We start from the raw sequence: 15,799 nt of genomic DNA, 5'->3' as shown, positions 1-15,799 counted from the left end.
CTCACTGCAGCGCGGCGAACCGCTGCACCTGGGCGATGCCGCCCTCCACGACGAGCACGCTGTCGCGCTGCAGCAGCGTGTCCGGGCCGGCGTAGCAGAACTGCTCCCCGGGGAGCTTCGCGCCGACCACCATCACCCCGTACCGGTCCGCCGGGCTCACGTCGCGTAGCCGCCGCCCCACCAACGCCTCCGGTACGCGTACCTTGGCGATCGCGAAATCGTCGCCGAACTCGATGAAGTCCAGCATCCGGCTGACGATCAGGTGCGCGACCCGCTCGCCGGTCTCCGCCTCCGGGAAGATCACGTGGTGCGCGCCGACCGAGTCGAGGATCTTGGCGTGCTTCTCCGAGGTGGCCCGGGCCCAGATCTGCGGGATGCCCAGCTCGGTGAGGGCCAGCACGGTCAGGATGCTCGCCTCCACCGAGGCGCCGATGGCGATCACCACCCGGCGGAAGTCCGCCACGCCGAGCTGGCGCAGCGCGGCCTCCTCGGTGGAGTCCGCCTGCACCACCCGGTCCAGCTGCGCCGACCAGTGCTGGACCCGCTCCAGATCGTGATCGATGGCGAGCACGTCCTGATCCAGGTGGGTCAGCGAGCCGGCCAGCCGCGAGCCGAACCGGCCCAGACCGATCACCGCGATGCCGCTGTCGTCCCTCTTCCTAGCCGACAATGGGTTGCTCCTCCGGATAGCGGTAAAGCCTTCGCCGGGTGTTCAACGCGATCGCGGACCCGAGGGTGAGCGGGCCGATCCGGCCGATGTACATGAGCGCGGCCAGCAGGTACTGGCCCGGTGGGTGCAGCCTCGCGGCGACTCCGGTGGTCAGGCCGGTGGTGCTGAACGCGGACGTGACATCGAAGAGCGCGGCGTAGAAGCGGACGTTCGAGGTCAGGATGATCACTACGATCGTGCCGGCGACGACCACCGCCACGCTGAGCAACGCCACGGTCAACGCCTGGCGCTGGCTGGCGGTGGCGACGCGCCGCCCGCCCACCGTCACGTCCGGTTCGCCGCGCAGCTCGGCCCAGATGACGAAGGCGAGCAGGAAGAAGGTGGAGACCTTGATCCCGCCGGCGGTGCTGGCGCTGCCGCCGCCGATGAACATCAGCACGATGAGCAGGGGATAGCTCTCGTCGTAGAGCTCGGCGACGTGGATCACGTCGAAGCCGCCGGTGCGGCTCAACGCGATCTGCGCGAACGAGGCCAGCAGCTTGCCCGGCGTGCCGAAGGTGCCGATGCTGTGCGGATTGCGCCACTCGATGAGCAGCAGGGCGACGAAGCCGAGCGCGATGATCGTGAGGCTGCCCCAGATGGTCAGCTTGGTGGCGATCGACCAGTGACCCGGCCGGCGCCACTCCCGCAGCGCCTCGAACTGCGCCGGGAAACCCAGCCCGCCGATGATCGCGCCCAGGCCCAACGGCAACGCCACCCAGGGGTCCCGCGAGAAGCCGACCAGGCCGTCGGAGTAGAGGGCGAACCCGGCGTTGTTGAACGCCTGGACCGAGTGGAACGTGGCGTACCACAGGGCCCGACCCGGCGGATAGTCGTAGGAGAGCATCAACCGGATGGCGATCACCGCCGTCATCACCGCCTCGGTGGCGAAGACCGTCGCCGCGATCCGGGCCAGCAGCCAGCGGACGTCGCCGACCCCGTACTCGGCCGTCTCGGCCTGCACCAGCAGCCGGTTGCGCAGGCCGAGCTGCCGGGAGACCACCAGGATGACCAGCGCCGCGCCGGTCAGGATGCCGAGGCCACCGAGCTGGGTGAGCACGGTGATCATCGCCAGTCCGAAGTCGTTCCAGTAGCTCGGGGTGTCGTTGATCGCCATGCCGGTGACCGAGACGGCCGAGGTGGCGGTGAAGAGCGCCGTGACGAACGGGGTGTACCGGTGGTGGCTGGTCGCCCAGGGCAGCATCAGCAGGCCGGTGCCGAGCAGGATCGCCGCCAGGAACCCGAACGGCACCAGCCGCACGGGATGACGGAGCAGACGGCGCACCACGTCATTTTCCGCCCGGAGATTCACCGTCCGGACAGGAACCGACCAACTGGAGGTCAACCGCGACCGGTCTGCTGGGCGTACCCATCGACGACAGGAGACGGCGTTGCGACGTACCCTTTCTGCCCTCGGCGTGGCCGGCGCGCTGCTCGCGGCGGCCGTGGTGGTGCCGGCCGTGGCCGCCCAGGCCGACCCGGAGCCCCGCGCCGAGCAGTCCCGCGCGAAGCAGCAGCCCATCGTGATCGGCCACCGGGGTGCCAGCGGCTACCGTCCGGAGCACACGCTGGAGGCGTACCGGCTGGCCATCCGGCTGGGCGCCGACTTCATCGAGCCGGACCTGGTCTCGACGAAGGACGGCGTGCTGGTCGCCCGGCACGAGAACGAGATCTCCGGTACGACCGATGTGGCCGCCCACCCCGAGTTCGCCGCCCGGAAGGCGACCAAGGTCATCGACGGGGTCAGCGTCACCGGCTGGTTCACCGAGGACTTCACCCTGGCCGAGCTGAAGACGCTGCGGGCCAAGGAGCGGCTGCCGCAGGTGCGGGTGGCCAACACCGCGTTCGACGGCAAGTTCGAGGTGCCGACCTTCCAGCAGGTCATCGACCTGGCCCGGACCGAGTCGAAGGCCCGGGGCCGGACCGTCGGCGTCTACCCGGAGACCAAGCACCCCACCTACTTCGCCTCCATCGGGATGTCGCTGGAGGAGCCGCTGGTCGCGGTGTTGAAGGCCAACAAGCTGACGCACCGTAACGACCCGGTCTTCATCCAGAGCTTCGAGACCGCCAACCTGCGCAAGCTGGACCGCATGATCGACGTGCGGCTGATTCAGCTGATGGACGCCGCCGGCAGCCCTTACGACTTCACCGCCGCCGGTGACAAGCGCACCTACCTCGACCTGGCCTCGGCCTCCGGCCTGGCCTGGGTGGCCCAGTACGCGGACGGTGTCGGCCTGAACAAGAACCTGATCGTCCCCCGGGACGCGGCCAACAAGCTGCTCCCGCCGACCTCGGTGATCCGCGACGCGCACAAGGTGAAGCTGCTGGTGCACGCCTGGACCTTCCGGGCCGAGAACCAGTTCCTGCCGGCCGACTTCCAGATCGGCACCGACCCGAACGCCCGTGGCGACATCACGTCGGAGTACGAGCTCTTCTTCGGCCTCGGCCTGGACGGCGCCTTCGCCGACCAGCCGGACACGGCCGTGGCGGCCCGCGCGGGCCTCTGATCGGCGTCCGCGCCGGGATACTCGGGAGTTCCGGCGCGGCGCTTCCCAGCACGTGGGGTGTCCGGCTCGATCCGGGCACCCCACGTGCTGTTCGCTCGCTCGACGGCGGGCCGGTCGTCCGGCCCGCCGTCAGGCTGCCGGCACCGCCTCGAACGCTTCTGCCAGCGGACCGTCCGCTCGCCGAAGGGTTCCGATGGCGCGGCTGGCCCGGCTCTTCACGGTCCCCACCGAGCAGCCCAGCGTGTCGGCGATCTCCTGCTCGCTGAGTCCGGCCCAGTAGCGCAGCACCAGCACCACCCGCTGCCGCGCGGGCAGGGTAGCCACGGCCGCTCGGTGTCCACCGGAACAGAGACATCGACGGGCGGATCGGTTCCATTCGAGATGCCGAGGGCGTCAGCGTGTGGCGGGCGGCTTGCTCGGGAAGGGTGTTGCCGCGAATGCCCGGGCCCAGATGTCCGCATCCGCTGCCCGGTAGTGGCGGGTGAAACCGCAGCCGCTGGCCTGGAGTTCGGTGCCCGAGGGCGAGCCGCCGCCGGAGACCAGCATGCGCGAGCCTGCTGCGTAGGGGAGGTAGCCCCCCAAGTAGTGAAGGCCATCGTCGTTGGGCACCTCGGGCGACAGCATCCTGACGGTGACGAGGCTCCCGCCCGGTCCGCGGAACCACTGCTGAACGGCGAAGGTGACGTCGACGGTGGGGTAGCCCAGCCATGCCACGGTCACGGGGGATGGTGCGATGGTGACCACGGTGCCGTCGAAGGCGAAGTCCTGATACTTGCTCAGATTCTCCGCACTGGCACCGATACAGGAGGCGGTGCCGCCGTCGGCACGGGTCGTGGCCGGCGGACTTGGTGTCCCGACGTCGTCCTGACCAATTGGCTGCACCATCGGCGTGGTGACCGGCCTGTGCCACCAGCCCTCTCCGAGCACGGCGCCACCCGCGACGAGCAGGGCGAGGACCCCCGCAGCCAGCGCCCAACGTGGCCCTGGCCGGGTTCGGCGCGTGGCCGCGGTGACGGGTTGCGCGTCCACCAGGATGCGGCGGAGCAGCGACTCCCTCATCGCCCGGTCGGTCAGCTCGGCGAGGATCCGTCGATTGACGGGTGCAGCCGTGCGTACGTGCTGATCGATACGATGATCGCGGTCGTCCATGATGGCTCCTCTGCGATGCGGACCCGGCCTCACCCGTTGTCGTGTCCGGCGGGTTCCCGCCGTTACAGCTCGACCCCCTCATTCGCCAGCAGGCGTGCGAACCGGGCCCTGGCGCGGTGGAGCTGTACACGGACCCCGCCCGCGCTGCGTCCCAGCACCACGGCCGCCTCGCTCGGCGTGAGCCCTTCCCAGGCGACCAGACGGAGCAACTCCCGATCGGCAGCGCTGAGCCGACCGAATGCGCCGATGATCGCGGCCGGCCGGTCCGGGTCGTCCCGGTCCGGATGAGGAGCATGCTGGGCGCTGCCGCTCGCGACGGCGCGCAGGCGGGTGAGCAGCCCCTGCCGGCGTTTCTGGCCCCGGCGCTGATTGGCGAGCACACGGCGGGCGGTGGCGTAGAGCCAGATCAGCGCCGAGCGGTCCGTCGGGACCCGGTCGAGCCGTCGCCACGCGATCAGGAACGTCTCGGCCACCACGTCCGCGGCGTCCTCTGCGGTGTCGCAGCGCCGAGCTGAATACGAGGCGATCGACTCGTAGTGCGCGGCGTACAGCGTCTCGAACCGGCTGCGTCGGTCTTCTGGCGTGGCCGATCGCACCGCCGTCCGATCATCCTCCGACACGTCGCCCCCACCCTCATCGCCGTGCGTGCCTGACCTGGAGATGTCCGGACAGCGATCAGCGTTACAGGATGAAGGAGCCCGTTCACGCGGTCAGGTCCGCAGCCGTGGCCCGAGTGGCCGGTGGCGCACAGTCAGCGGTGTCGACCGAGGACGCCCAGTCCGTACGCCACTGGGTCTACTTCGACTGGGCACCAGTAAGGCCTGGATCCGTTTGCCGGCCGGCTGGACGCTAACGGGCGCCACCGCGGTGATCTCCGGGACCGCCAACTTCTTCGTGCTCACCCACACCTGCGCCGCCTCGCGCCCGGACGTGAACCCGAGACTGACACTGACCAAGAAGGGCACCCCGACCAGCGGGCTCCAGGCCGGTGACAAGGTCACCTACACCTACACGGTGACGAACGAGAGCACCGGCACGACCAGCCCGATCACCGGTATCACCGTCACCGACGACACGGTAAGCGGGATCATCTGCAAGGCCACCTCGCTCGCTCCGGGTGAGAGCCTCACCTGCACTGGCACGTACACCGTCACGAAGCAGGACGTGGCCAAGGGCAAGATCGTCAACGCCGCCCGGGCGATCGGAAAGCTCGGCGAGCAGGAGGTGCCGTCGGAACCGGCCAGCTTCACCGTCAAGACGACGAAGACCCAGGCCAGCCTGTCGATCAAGAAGAAGGCCCGGGTCGAGTCGGAGTGCCCGGACAAGTGCGAGGACGACGGTTTTGCGGCGAAGGGCGACAAGATCTTCTACACCTACCGGGTCACCAACACCGGCACGGTGAAGATCACCAACGTCGCCGTCGACGACCCGACCGCCGGTCCGGTGTCCTGCGACAGCACCACGCTGGCTCCGGGCGCCAGCACCATCTGTCGCGCCGACAACCCGCATGTGGTGACCGAGGCCGATGTCAAGAAGGGCAAGGTGGTCAACACCGCCCGGGCGACCGGCAAGTTCGACGGCAAGGCCGTGGTCTCCGAGCCGGTCACCGTCACCGTCTGCATCCGGGGCGGCAAGTTCGACCACGACAAGGAAGAAATGCCGGTCACCGGCAGCAACTCCGTCCAGACCCTGGGCGTGGGTGGCGGCCTGCTGGCCGCAGGCGGCCTGCTGGTCGGTCTGAGCCGGCTGCGCCGCAGGGTGCGCGTCCGGCTCTGACCCGTACGCTCCAGCGCTCCGGGCACCGCACGGTGCCCGGAGCGCTCCGTCTTCCGACCCGGGCCGATGGCGAGCCGCGACACACCGTCGCCCCGGTACGTGGGGGCGCGGGCCACAGGGCGGTACGGCGGACGCCGACCTATTGGCGGCCCTTGTTACGACCGGCCATGCCGCATCTGTTACTTGTGTGCTTCGGCCACATAGCTCGTGGGTGACGTCACTTCTAGCGTGAGCCGACAACTGAGTCCCCCTGTCCTCACCTGGAGTCGCAATGACGATCCGGCACACGCGACGGGTGTTCCTCTCCGCCGCCACCATGATGGCGGCCGCGATGGCGGCCACGGCCTGTGGCAGCCCGCAGGACACCGCGTCCGGCGGCGGCGACGCCGCACCGGTCAAGGTCGGTCTGGTGTATTCCCAGTCCGGGCCGCTGGCCAGCTACGGCAAGCAGTACATCGAGGGCTTCAAGGCCGGCCTCGACTATGCCACCAAGGGCACCGGCAAGGTCGGTGACCGGAAGATCGAGCTGACCGAGGTCGACGACGCGGGGGACGCGGCGAAGGCCGTCTCCGCGGCCAAGGACCTGATCGGCAAGGGCACGAAGATCATCGGGGGCTCCACCGCCTCCGGCGTGGCCCTCCAGGTCGCCCCGATCGCCGCACAGAACAAGGTGCTCTTCATCTCCGGGCCGGCCGCCACCGACGCGGTCACCGGGGCGAACAAGTACACGTTCCGCTCGGGCCGGCAGTCCTACCAGGACGTGTTGACCGCCAAGTCCTTCATCGGCGACGCCACCGGCAAGAAGGTCGTCGTCTTCGCGCAGGACGGCGCGTTCGGCGACGCCAACGAGGCCGCGGTCAAGGCGGTGATCGGCGGTGCCGGCGCGAACGTGAGCAGCGTCCGGGCCCCGGCCAGCGCCACCGAGTTCACCCCGTTCGCCAGCCAGATCAAGGCCGCCAAGCCGGACCTGCTCTTCGTCGCCTGGGCCGGCACCACCGCCCCGGCCATGTGGCAGACCCTCGACCAGCAGGGCGTACTCGCCTCCACCATGGTCGTCACCGGCCTGGACATCCGTGCCTCCTGGCCCACCTTCGGCGCGGCCGGCAGCAAGATCTCCTTCCTGTCGCACTACTTCGACGGGGCCAGCGACACCGAGGCCGCCAAGGCGCTGAAGGCCAAGGTCGGCACCGTCGACCTGTTCCACCCGGACGGCTTCGCCGCCGCCCAGATGGTTGTCCGCGCCGTGCAGGAGGGCGGCGACGACGTCGACAAGATGGTCAAGGCCCTCGAAGGCTGGCAGTTCGACAGCATCAAGGGCCAGATGACCATCCGGCCCGACGACCACGCGTTGCTCCAGCCGATGTACCAGGCCAAGCTCTCCGGCAGCGGCACCGAGTACACGGCGACCGCGCAGAAGAGCCTGACCGGTGACGAGACCGCGCCGCCGGTCACCCAGATGAAGGGCTGACCGGTGCTCGCCACCCACGGTCTGACCTGGCGGATCGGTGAGGTCGCCATCGTCGACAGCGTCCACCTCGACCTGGCGCCCGGAGAGTTCCTCGGCGTCATCGGGCCGAACGGCGCCGGCAAGACCTCCCTGTTCAACCTGATCACCGGCCTACGCCGACCCACCGAGGGCCGGGTCCTGGTGGACGGGGCGGACGTCACCGCCCTCCCCCCGCACCGGCGGGCCCGCCTCGGGCTGGGGCGTACCTTCCAGGCGTCCTCGGTGTTCGGCTCGCTGACGGTCCGGGAGAACGTCCGGCTCGCCGTACAGGCGCACCGGGGTGGCTCGATGAAGCTGTGGCGGCGGGCGGCGGCCGACCGGGAGGTGGCCGCCGCCGCCGACGCGGCGCTCGACCGGGTCGGCCTCGCCCACCGGGGTACGGCGCTCGCCGGCACCCTGGCCCACGGCGAGAAACGCAAGCTGGAGATCGCACTGCTGCTCGCCGGGGAGCCCCGGGTGATGCTGCTGGACGAGCCGATGGCCGGGGTGAGCGCCGAGGACGTGCCCGAGCTGGTCGCCGTCATCAAGTCGTTGACCGGCGACAGCGGGCGGTCGGTGCTCATGGTGGAGCACCACATGGACGTGATCCTGGAGCTGGCCGACCGGATCGCCGTGATGCACCACGGCGCGCTGCTGGCCTGCGACACCCCGGACACGGTGATGGCCAACGCCACCGTCCAGGAGGCGTACCTGGGGGAGGCCCTGTGAACGCGGAACCGGTCCTGGCCGTCGAGGATCTGTCGGTGCGGATCGCCGGGCTGCACATCCTCCAGGGAGTGTCGTTCGAGGTCGCGCCGACCGGGGTAACCGTGCTGCTCGGCCGCAACGGCGTCGGCAAGACCACCACGCTGCGCGCGATCGTGGGGCTCACCCCACGCAACGGCGAGGTGCGTGGCACCGTCCGGATGGGCACCCGCAGCCTGCTCGCCCGCGCCACCCACCGGCTGGTCCGCGACGGCCTCGGCTACGTGCCGGAGGACCGCTGCGTCTTCGCCGGCCTCACCGTCGCGGAGAACCTGCGCCTCGCCGAACGGCGCGGCACCGTCCCGGCGTACGACAAGGTTTTCGCGCTCTTTCCCGAGCTGGACCGGCGCGGACGGCAACGGGCCGGTTCGCTCTCCGGCGGGCAGCAGCAGATGCTCGCGATCGGCCGGGTGCTGCTCAACGACAACCGGCTGCTGCTGGTCGACGAGCCGACCAAGGGGTTGGCGCCGAAGGTGGTGACCGAGGTGGCCGAGGTACTGGAACGGGTCGCCGAATCCGTGCCGGTGCTGCTGGTCGAGCAGAACCTGGCGGTGGTCCGGCGGCTGGCGAAGGACGCGGTGGTGCTCTCCGCCGGCCAGGTGGCCTGGACCGGAAACGCCCAGGACCTGCTGCTGGAAACCGGGCTGACCAAGTCGCTGCTCGGTGTCGGTGCGGGGGCGGCGGCATGAGTACGGTGATCCTGTTGACCCTGACCGGGCTCGGCCTGGCGGCGCTCTACTTCCTGGTCGCCTCCGGCCTGTCCCTGGTCTTCGGCCTGGCCGACGTGCTCAACTTCGCGCACGGCCTGTTCCTCGGCGTCGGGGCGTACGCGACCTGGTGGGCGGCCGGCAACCTGCCCGGTGCCGGCTCCGGCGGGTTCGGGTTCGTGGTGGCGGTCGCCTTCGGCGTGTTCGCCGGGGCGGTGGTGGCCGTACTGGTCGAACTGGTGCTGATCCGGCCGCTCTATTCCCGCACCATCGAGCAGGTGCTGGTCACCGTCGGCCTGTCGCTGGCCGGGGTGGCGCTGTTGCAGGCTACCTGGGGTGCCGACGCCCGGCCGTTCCCGCGTCCGGCGTGGACCCGCGAGGTGACCTCGGTTCTCGGCGCGAACGTGCCGAACGCCGGGCTGCTGCTGATCATCGCCGCGGTCCTGGTGCTCGGCGGGCTGCTCGCCTTCCTCCGCTTCACCCGGTACGGCCTGATCATCCGGGCCGGGGTGGAGAACCGGGAGATGGTGACCGCGCTCGGCATCGACGTCCGCAAGGCGTTCACGCTGGTCTTCGCGATCGGTGGGGCGGCCGCCGCGCTGGCCGGCGCGCTCGGCGGCGTCTACTTCGGCACCGTCTCACCCGGGCAGGGCGGCTCGCTGCTGATCTTCGCGTTCATCGTGGTGGTGATCGGCGGGATGGGCTCGGTGGTCGGGTCCGCGTACGCAGCGGTCGCGGTCGGGCTGCTGCAACAGTTCGTCAACTACTACGGCACGTCCGGGCTGGGCGACCTCTGCGTGGTCGGGCTGCTCGCCGTGGTGCTGCTGCTGCGTCCGCAGGGCCTCGCCGGAAAGGTGGCTCACGCATGACCAACACGGTGGTGGAGGCACCGCCGGCTCAGGTGTCCGGCGAGACGGTCTCCCGCTGGCAGCGGGTCCGCCCGTGGCTGCCGCTGGTGGCGCTCGCCCTCGCCGCCGGCCTGCCGTACTGCAAGGTGTACCTGCCGGGGATCTTCGACGACTGGACGAATGCCCCCGGCACCCTGCAACTGCTCGCCATCTGCCTGGTGTTCGGTGGTCTGGCCGCCGGGTACGACCTGCTCTTCGGGCGGACCGGGATGCTCTCCTTCGGGCACGCCCTCTACTTCGCCGCCGGGGTGTACGGCACCGACGTGCTGGTCACCCGGGCCGGGCTGCCGCTGTGGCAGGCCGCCCTGCTCACCGTCGCCGGCGGGACGATCCTCGCCGCGCTGCTCGGCGCGGTCGCGCTGCGTACCGTGGGCATCGCGTTCGCCATGGTGACGCTCGCCTTCGCCCAGGTCGGGGCGATCCTGGTGGCCCGGGACTTCGGCGGGCTCACCGGCGGCGAGGAGGGGCTGCCGCTGGACGTCGCGGGGCTGCCGTCCGCCCTGGTCGGGGTGGCCAACACGGTGAACCTGTACTGGCTGGCGCTGGCCTACCTGGCCCTGGTGGTCTTCGTGGTGCACCGGGTCAGCGGCTCGCCGACCGGGCGGGTGCTGGCCGGGCTGCGCGACGACGAGCGGCGGATCGGGGTGCTCGGGCTCGACCCGTACCGGTTCAAGCTGGTCGCGTTCACCCTGGCCGGCGGGCTGGCCACGGCTGGCGGGGTGGTCTACTGCCTGGTCGTGTCCGGGGCGAGCCCGCACGTCACGTCGTCCGAGCTGACCCTGTCGCTGCTGGTCATGGTGGTGCTCGGCGGCCCGGGCACCCGCTGGGGCCCGGTGCTCGGCGGCATCCTCTACATGTACCTGGACCACCGGCTGACCGCCTTCGGCACCAGCGACGCGGTGAACGCCCTGCCGGCTTTCCTCAGCCACCCGCTGTCCCAGCCCTTGTTCGTCCTGGGCACCGTCTTCATCCTGGCCGTCTACTTCTTCCCCGGCGGCCTGGCCAGCCTGAAGTCCCGCCTGCATCCCCTCCTGTCCGCCCTCACTCGCTGGCGTTGATCAAGACGTTTGCGTCGGGATTCCGCCGTGGGACGACGCAAACCTCTTGATCAACCGGCGAGGGGGAAGGGGCGGTGGCCCCCCGTGTGGCCGCCGCCCCTTCCCCGTGGGTCAGCCGTTCAGCAGGTCGTACGCCAGGGCTGGGGCCTTCGTCGCCGCGCTCCCGGCCGGGGCGGTGATCTTCGGCGTGCTGCCGAAGTCGGTGTAGGCGACGACGTACTGGTACGCCTTCTGCTTGCCGGCCGCGGGCATCTCCAGCACCAACGAGGTGAGGTGCCCGTCCGGCCCGACCACGGCGGTGAACGGCACGCGCTTGCCGGCCTCGCCCAGCGCCGCCGCCTCGCCGTCTTCCAGCGCCTTGGCCGCCTCGCCGCCGGTGACGTCGATGAACCCGGCGTACTTCCCGGGGCCCTGCGGCTCGACGGAGGTCGCCGCGTCGAGCAGCGGGCCCGCGTTGCCCTGGTCCGCGCCGTCATAGTTCGGCACGCCGCTGGCGTCGGTCAGCTTGGCCTTGTCCAGCGCCATCCACTTGTCCGGCAGCTTCGGCAGGCCCGGCTTACCGCTGAACTTCGCCTTCACCCAGACCTTGTCGTCGATGACCAGGAACGACATCTTCACCGTGATGCCGTCCTCCGGCGGCATCGCCATGTGCATCTCCAACGCCTTCGACGCCGGATCGATCCGCCCGCTCAGATCGCTCGAGGCGTCCTTGCCGGTGTGAGCCCCGGGCCACCCCGGGGCGTACCACGTTGGCTGAGTGTCGCCGCCACGATCGTCGGCACGTTGACCGCGCTGATCTCCTTCGGCCTGCTCACCTGGCTGGTCGTACTCGGCTACGCGATCTGGCGGCGGAGCTGGCGCAACGGACTCGCCGCGGCCTACTACCTGGCGATGGGCCTGACGTTCGTCATCGTCGTCGGTGGCAGCGAGACGGAGGAGGTGAGCGAAACCGAGGGGTACCTGCTGGACCGACGGTTGCGCGGCCCGTTCGGCTCGATGGAGGAGCTGGCCGCCCGCTGCCTGCTTCCGCCCGCGCTCACCGACTCCCTCCGGGATCGGCTGGTTTTCTTCCCTCCGATGGCCGACCCGGCCTCGTCAGGGCCGCGCGACGGTTGACCCGGCCTCGCCGGGCGGCGACGGTCGGCGGGTGCCGGCCGGATGCCTGGTAGAAATGCCGGATGAGCCAGGATCGGGCGGCCGTACGGGAGCGGGCCGAGGAGGTGCTGCGGCGGCTGGCGGGCGCGCACGCCCGGCTCCGCGAGGACCAGTGGCGGGCCATCGAGGCGCTGGTGGTGGACCGGCGGCGGGTGCTCTGCGTGCAGCGCACCGGGTGGGGCAAGTCGGCGGTCTACTTCGTGGCCACCGCGCTGCTCCGCCAAGCCGGCAGCGGGCGGGAGCCAGCCGGCGCGGAGCGCGAGGCGGCCGACGCCGGGCGGGAACCGGCCGGCCCGACCGTGATCGTCTCGCCGCTGCTGGCGTTGATGCGCAACCAGGTCGAGTCGGCCGCCCGCGCCGGCATCCGGGCCCGCACCATCAACTCGGCGAACCTCGACGAGTGGGACGAGATCACCGCCGAGATCCACGCCGGGGCGGTGGACGTGCTGCTGATCAGCCCGGAACGACTCAACAACCCGGACTTCCGTGACGGGGTACTGCCGAGGCTGGCCGCAACCACCGGGCTGCTGGTGGTGGACGAGGCGCACTGCGTCTCCGACTGGGGGCACGACTTCCGGCCGGACTACCGGCGACTGCGTACCTTCCTCTCCGGCCTGCCCGAGCGGACCCCGGTGCTCGCCACCACCGCCACCGCCAACACCCGGGTGACCCAGGACGTCGCCGAGCAACTCGGTGACGCGCTGGTGCTGCGCGGCACCCTCGACCGGGAGTCGCTGCGGCTGGGCGTACTCGACCTGCCGAGCCCGGCCCAGCGGCTGGCCTGGCTCGCCGACCACCTCGACGGGCTCCCCGGCTCCGGGATCATCTACACGCTCACCGTGGCGGCGGCCGGCGAGACGGCCGAGTTCCTGCGCGCCCGGGGCTGGCAGGTCGCCGCGTACACCGGGCAGGCCGAGGACGCCGACCGCCGCGCCGCCGAACAGGACCTGCTGGACAACAAGATCAAGGCGCTGGTCGCGACCAGCGCGCTCGGCATGGGCTTCGACAAGCCCGACCTCGGCTTCGTGGTGCACCTCGGCGCGCCGCCGTCGCCGATCGCCTACTACCAGCAGGTCGGCCGGGCCGGCCGGGCCGTCGAGCACGCCGAGGTGCTGCTCCTGCCCGGCGTCGAGGACGCGGCGATCTGGCGGTACTTCGCCTCGCTCGCCTTCCCGCCCGAGCAGCAGGTCCGGGCCGTACTCGCCGCGCTGCACACCGACCGGCCGATCTCCACCCAGGCCCTCGAACCGATCGTCGACCTGCGCCGCGCCCGGCTGGAGCTGATGCTCAAGGTGCTCGACGTGGACGGCGCGGTCCGCCGGGTGCGCGGCGGCTGGCTCGCCACCGGCGAGCCGTGGGTCTATGACGAGGCCCGGTTGCGCCGCGTCGCCGAGGCGCGCACCGCCGAGCAGCAGGCCATGCTCCGGTACGCCAATACGACCGGCTGCCGGATGCGCTACCTGCGGGAATGCCTGGACGACTCCGGCGCGGGCGACTGCGGCCGCTGCGACAACTGCGCCGGCCCGCTGTTCACCGCCGAGGTCTCCGACGCCGCGCTCACCGGCGCGCAGACCTTCCTCGGCCGCCCCGGCGTGGCGATCGGGCCGAAGAAGCTCTGGCCGACCGGGCTGGAGGCGGTGGGCGTACCCCTGAAGGGGCGCATCCCCCCGGCGGAGCAGGCGCTGCCCGGGCGGACCGTGGGCCGCCTCTCCGACCTGGGCTGGGGTGGGCGGCTACGCGGCCTGCTCGGGCCGGAGTCGGCGGACGGCCCAGTCCCCGACGACGTGGCGGCGGCCGTGGTCGAGGTGCTCAAGGCGTGGGCGCACGGCGACGACCCCTGGCCGCGCCGCCCGGTCGGTGTGGTCGCCGTCGCCTCCCGGACCCACCCGGCGCTGGTCGGCTCGCTCGCCGAGCGGATCGCCGCGGTGGGCCGGCTGCCGCTGCTCGGCCAGGTCGTCCCGACCGGCCCGTCCGGGGCCGCTGGGCCGCGCGGCAACAGCGCCCAGCGGGTACGCACGCTGCACGACGCCTTCGCCGTGCCGGACGAACTCGCCGACGCCCTGCCGGGGCTGGACGGGCCGGTGCTGCTCGTCGACGACCTGGTCGACTCCGGCTGGACGATGACGATGGTGGCCCGGCTGCTGCGCCGCGCCGGCGCCCCGGACGTGCTTCCGCTGGCCCTCGCGGTCGCCGGATGAACCGTCGGTTTCACCTGGGGAAAAGTTCCCGGGCCGGCCGGACTGCGAGCGTCGCCACCGTCACCGACCGTCGGCGCGTCGGCGTCACCGTCGGCGGTACCGTGGCCTCATGACCGAGCAGCGACCCGTCATCCAGACGTACACCGTCACCGGGATGACCTGCGAGCACTGCGTACGGGCGGTCACCGAGGAGCTTTCCGCCCTGCCCGGCGTCGACGAGGTCCGGGTCGATCTGGCCGCCGGGACGGCCACGATCACCAGTGCCGAACCGCTGCCTGTCGAAACCGTCCGGGCCGCCGTCGACGAGGCGGGTTACGAGCTGGCCGGCGGCGTTGCCTGAGTCGCCGGCCACCAGCGCGCCGGCCGCCGAAGCCGATCCGGTGGCCGCGGCTGGCCCGCCACCGGCCGACCTGTCCCGGCCGGACCGGCCGGACCAGGGCCGGGCCGGTGCCGTGGCGGAGGGGCCGACCGAGGTGGACCGGGGCACGCTCCGGCTCGCCCTGGTGGTGGGCGGGCTGGTGCTCGCCGTGCTGCTCGGCTTCGGTCTCGGCCGGGTCAATCCGCCGCCGACCAGCGCGTCGTCCGGCACTGTCCCGGGGCCCGCGGCGCACACCCACGCGCCGGGCACCGGCGCCCACTCGCACGACGGGTCCACCGCCACGCAGGGCGGTGGCGCGGACGCCGACGGCCTGTCGATCAGTGCGGCCGGTTACACGCTCGCCCCGTTGACCGTGGAGTTTCCGGTCGGCCGGGCCAGCGCGTTGCGGTTCCAGATCCGGGACGAGCAGCGCCGCCCAGTCACCCGCTTCGCCGTCGTCCACGAAAAGCCGTTGCACCTCATCGTGGTGCGCCGCGACCTCACCGGCTACCTGCACCTGCACCCGACGATGGCGGCCGACGGCACCTGGTCGGTGCCGCTCACCCTGCCCGAGGCAGGCGTCTGGCGGGCGTACGCCGACTTCACCGCGATCGCCGACGACGGCCGGCAGACCGCCGTCACGCTCGGCGTCGACCTGGCCGCCCCCGGCGGCTACACGCCCCGCCCGCTGCCGGCCCCGGCGACCTCCACCACGCTCGACGGGTTCACCGTCGGCTACGAGGGCACGCCGAAGGCGGGGGAGACGCTGCCGGTGCGTTTCTCGATCCGGACCGGTGGTGCGGCCGCGACGCTGGAGCCCTACCTCGGCGCGTACGGTCACCTGGTCGCGCTGCGTGAGGGGGACCTCGGTTACCTGCACGTGCACCCCGGGCCGCAGGCCGAGCCGGGCACCGTGACGTTCCTGATGACCGCGCCGGGGCCGGGGCGCTACCGGATGTTCCTGGACTTCCAGGTGGCCGGGGTGGTGCGTACCGCCGAGTTCACCGTGACGGTGGCCTGAGC

17 protein-coding genes are annotated in these 15,799 nt (G+C 71.6%); 11 read left to right on the top strand and 6 right to left on the bottom strand.

Annotation, left to right across the window (positions count from 1 at the left end; all coding sequences use genetic code 11):
* Position 1 precedes the first annotated feature (1 nt).
* A complete protein-coding gene (locus ACIRG9_RS17890; RefSeq protein WP_402856775.1) occupies positions 2-670 on the bottom strand; it encodes a potassium channel family protein in 669 nt (222 codons plus the stop codon).
* Positions 660-1,994 carry a TrkH family potassium uptake protein gene (locus ACIRG9_RS17885; RefSeq protein WP_402856772.1) on the bottom strand — a complete coding sequence of 445 codons (1,335 nt, stop codon included), beginning with the start codon at positions 1,992-1,994 and terminating at the stop codon, positions 660-662. Before ACIRG9_RS17885 ends, ACIRG9_RS17890 begins: the two co-directional genes overlap by 11 nt.
* A 106-nt stretch (positions 1,995-2,100) precedes the next feature.
* Here ACIRG9_RS17885 and ACIRG9_RS17880 point away from each other — a divergent pair, with 106 nt between their 5' ends.
* Positions 2,101-3,216 (top strand): glycerophosphodiester phosphodiesterase, encoded by a 1,116-nt coding sequence (locus ACIRG9_RS17880; RefSeq protein WP_402856769.1) that lies wholly within the window; start codon positions 2,101-2,103, stop codon positions 3,214-3,216.
* Between the two features lie 129 nt (positions 3,217-3,345).
* On the opposite strand, the gene ACIRG9_RS17875 is transcribed toward ACIRG9_RS17880, so the two are convergent.
* From ACIRG9_RS17875 to ACIRG9_RS17865, 3 genes are all read right to left on the bottom strand, one after another.
* Positions 3,346-3,540: a sigma-70 family RNA polymerase sigma factor gene (locus tag ACIRG9_RS17875; protein ID WP_402856766.1), complete on the bottom strand. Its 195-nt coding sequence runs from the start codon at positions 3,538-3,540 to the stop codon at positions 3,346-3,348.
* A 69-nt stretch (positions 3,541-3,609) separates the two neighbouring features.
* A complete protein-coding gene (locus tag ACIRG9_RS17870; RefSeq protein WP_402856763.1) occupies positions 3,610-4,365 on the bottom strand; it encodes a hypothetical protein in 756 nt (251 codons plus the stop codon).
* Positions 4,366-4,427: 62 nt separating this feature from the next.
* The gene (locus tag ACIRG9_RS17865; RefSeq protein WP_402856760.1) at positions 4,428-4,985 is read right to left on the bottom strand and encodes an RNA polymerase sigma factor; all 558 of its coding nucleotides are present in this window, start codon (positions 4,983-4,985) and stop codon (positions 4,428-4,430) included.
* A 247-nt stretch (positions 4,986-5,232) separates the two neighbouring features.
* Between ACIRG9_RS17865 and ACIRG9_RS17860 the strand changes: the two genes are divergently transcribed.
* The 6 genes from ACIRG9_RS17860 (at position 5,233) to ACIRG9_RS17835 (ending at position 11,065) form a co-directional block, all read left to right on the top strand.
* Complete coding sequence (locus ACIRG9_RS17860; RefSeq protein WP_402856757.1) at positions 5,233-6,141, top strand: hypothetical protein; 909 nt, start codon at positions 5,233-5,235, stop codon at positions 6,139-6,141.
* Between the two features lie 271 nt (positions 6,142-6,412).
* Positions 6,413-7,609 (top strand): substrate-binding domain-containing protein, encoded by a 1,197-nt coding sequence (locus tag ACIRG9_RS17855; RefSeq protein ID WP_402856754.1) that lies wholly within the window; start codon positions 6,413-6,415, stop codon positions 7,607-7,609.
* A gap of 3 nt (positions 7,610-7,612) precedes the next feature.
* Positions 7,613-8,356 carry an ABC transporter ATP-binding protein gene (locus ACIRG9_RS17850; protein WP_402856751.1) on the top strand — a complete coding sequence of 248 codons (744 nt, stop codon included), beginning with the start codon at positions 7,613-7,615 and terminating at the stop codon, positions 8,354-8,356.
* On the top strand, positions 8,353-9,081 hold the full coding sequence (locus ACIRG9_RS17845; RefSeq protein ID WP_402856748.1) for an ABC transporter ATP-binding protein: 729 nt from the start codon (positions 8,353-8,355) through the stop codon (positions 9,079-9,081). Before ACIRG9_RS17850 ends, ACIRG9_RS17845 begins: the two co-directional genes overlap by 4 nt.
* Positions 9,078-9,968, top strand: coding sequence for a branched-chain amino acid ABC transporter permease (locus ACIRG9_RS17840; RefSeq protein WP_402856745.1), 891 nt, complete (start codon positions 9,078-9,080; stop codon positions 9,966-9,968). The genes ACIRG9_RS17845 and ACIRG9_RS17840 overlap by 4 nt, the downstream gene beginning before the upstream one ends.
* A complete protein-coding gene (locus tag ACIRG9_RS17835; RefSeq protein WP_402856742.1) occupies positions 9,965-11,065 on the top strand; it encodes a branched-chain amino acid ABC transporter permease in 1,101 nt (366 codons plus the stop codon). Before ACIRG9_RS17840 ends, ACIRG9_RS17835 begins: the two co-directional genes overlap by 4 nt.
* Positions 11,066-11,176: 111 nt before the next feature.
* Here the strand turns inward: ACIRG9_RS17835 and ACIRG9_RS17830 are convergent, their stop codons facing one another.
* Positions 11,177-11,719 (bottom strand): hypothetical protein, encoded by a 543-nt coding sequence (locus tag ACIRG9_RS17830; RefSeq protein ID WP_402856739.1) that lies wholly within the window; start codon positions 11,717-11,719, stop codon positions 11,177-11,179.
* Between the two features lie 63 nt (positions 11,720-11,782).
* Between ACIRG9_RS17830 and ACIRG9_RS17825 the strand changes: the two genes are divergently transcribed.
* The 4 genes from ACIRG9_RS17825 (at position 11,783) to ACIRG9_RS17810 (ending at position 15,797) form a co-directional block, all read left to right on the top strand.
* A complete protein-coding gene (locus ACIRG9_RS17825; RefSeq protein WP_402856736.1) occupies positions 11,783-12,181 on the top strand; it encodes a hypothetical protein in 399 nt (132 codons plus the stop codon).
* Positions 12,182-12,243: 62 nt separating this feature from the next.
* Positions 12,244-14,418, top strand: a complete 2,175-nt coding sequence (locus ACIRG9_RS17820; RefSeq protein ID WP_402856733.1) for a DEAD/DEAH box helicase — start codon at positions 12,244-12,246, stop codon at positions 14,416-14,418.
* 109 nt (positions 14,419-14,527) lie between these two features.
* Positions 14,528-14,758: a heavy-metal-associated domain-containing protein gene (locus tag ACIRG9_RS17815; RefSeq protein WP_402856730.1), complete on the top strand. Its 231-nt coding sequence runs from the start codon at positions 14,528-14,530 to the stop codon at positions 14,756-14,758.
* Positions 14,751-15,797: a hypothetical protein gene (locus ACIRG9_RS17810; protein WP_402856727.1), complete on the top strand. Its 1,047-nt coding sequence runs from the start codon at positions 14,751-14,753 to the stop codon at positions 15,795-15,797. The genes ACIRG9_RS17815 and ACIRG9_RS17810 overlap by 8 nt, the downstream gene beginning before the upstream one ends.
* Positions 15,798-15,799 lie beyond the last annotated feature (2 nt).

This window comes from Micromonospora sp. NPDC093277 (assembly GCF_044765245.1).
Classification (GTDB): domain Bacteria; phylum Actinomycetota; class Actinomycetes; order Mycobacteriales; family Micromonosporaceae; genus Micromonospora.
Note: the sequence above shows the minus strand (reverse complement) of the source record. Positions and strands in the feature narration are given on the sequence as shown.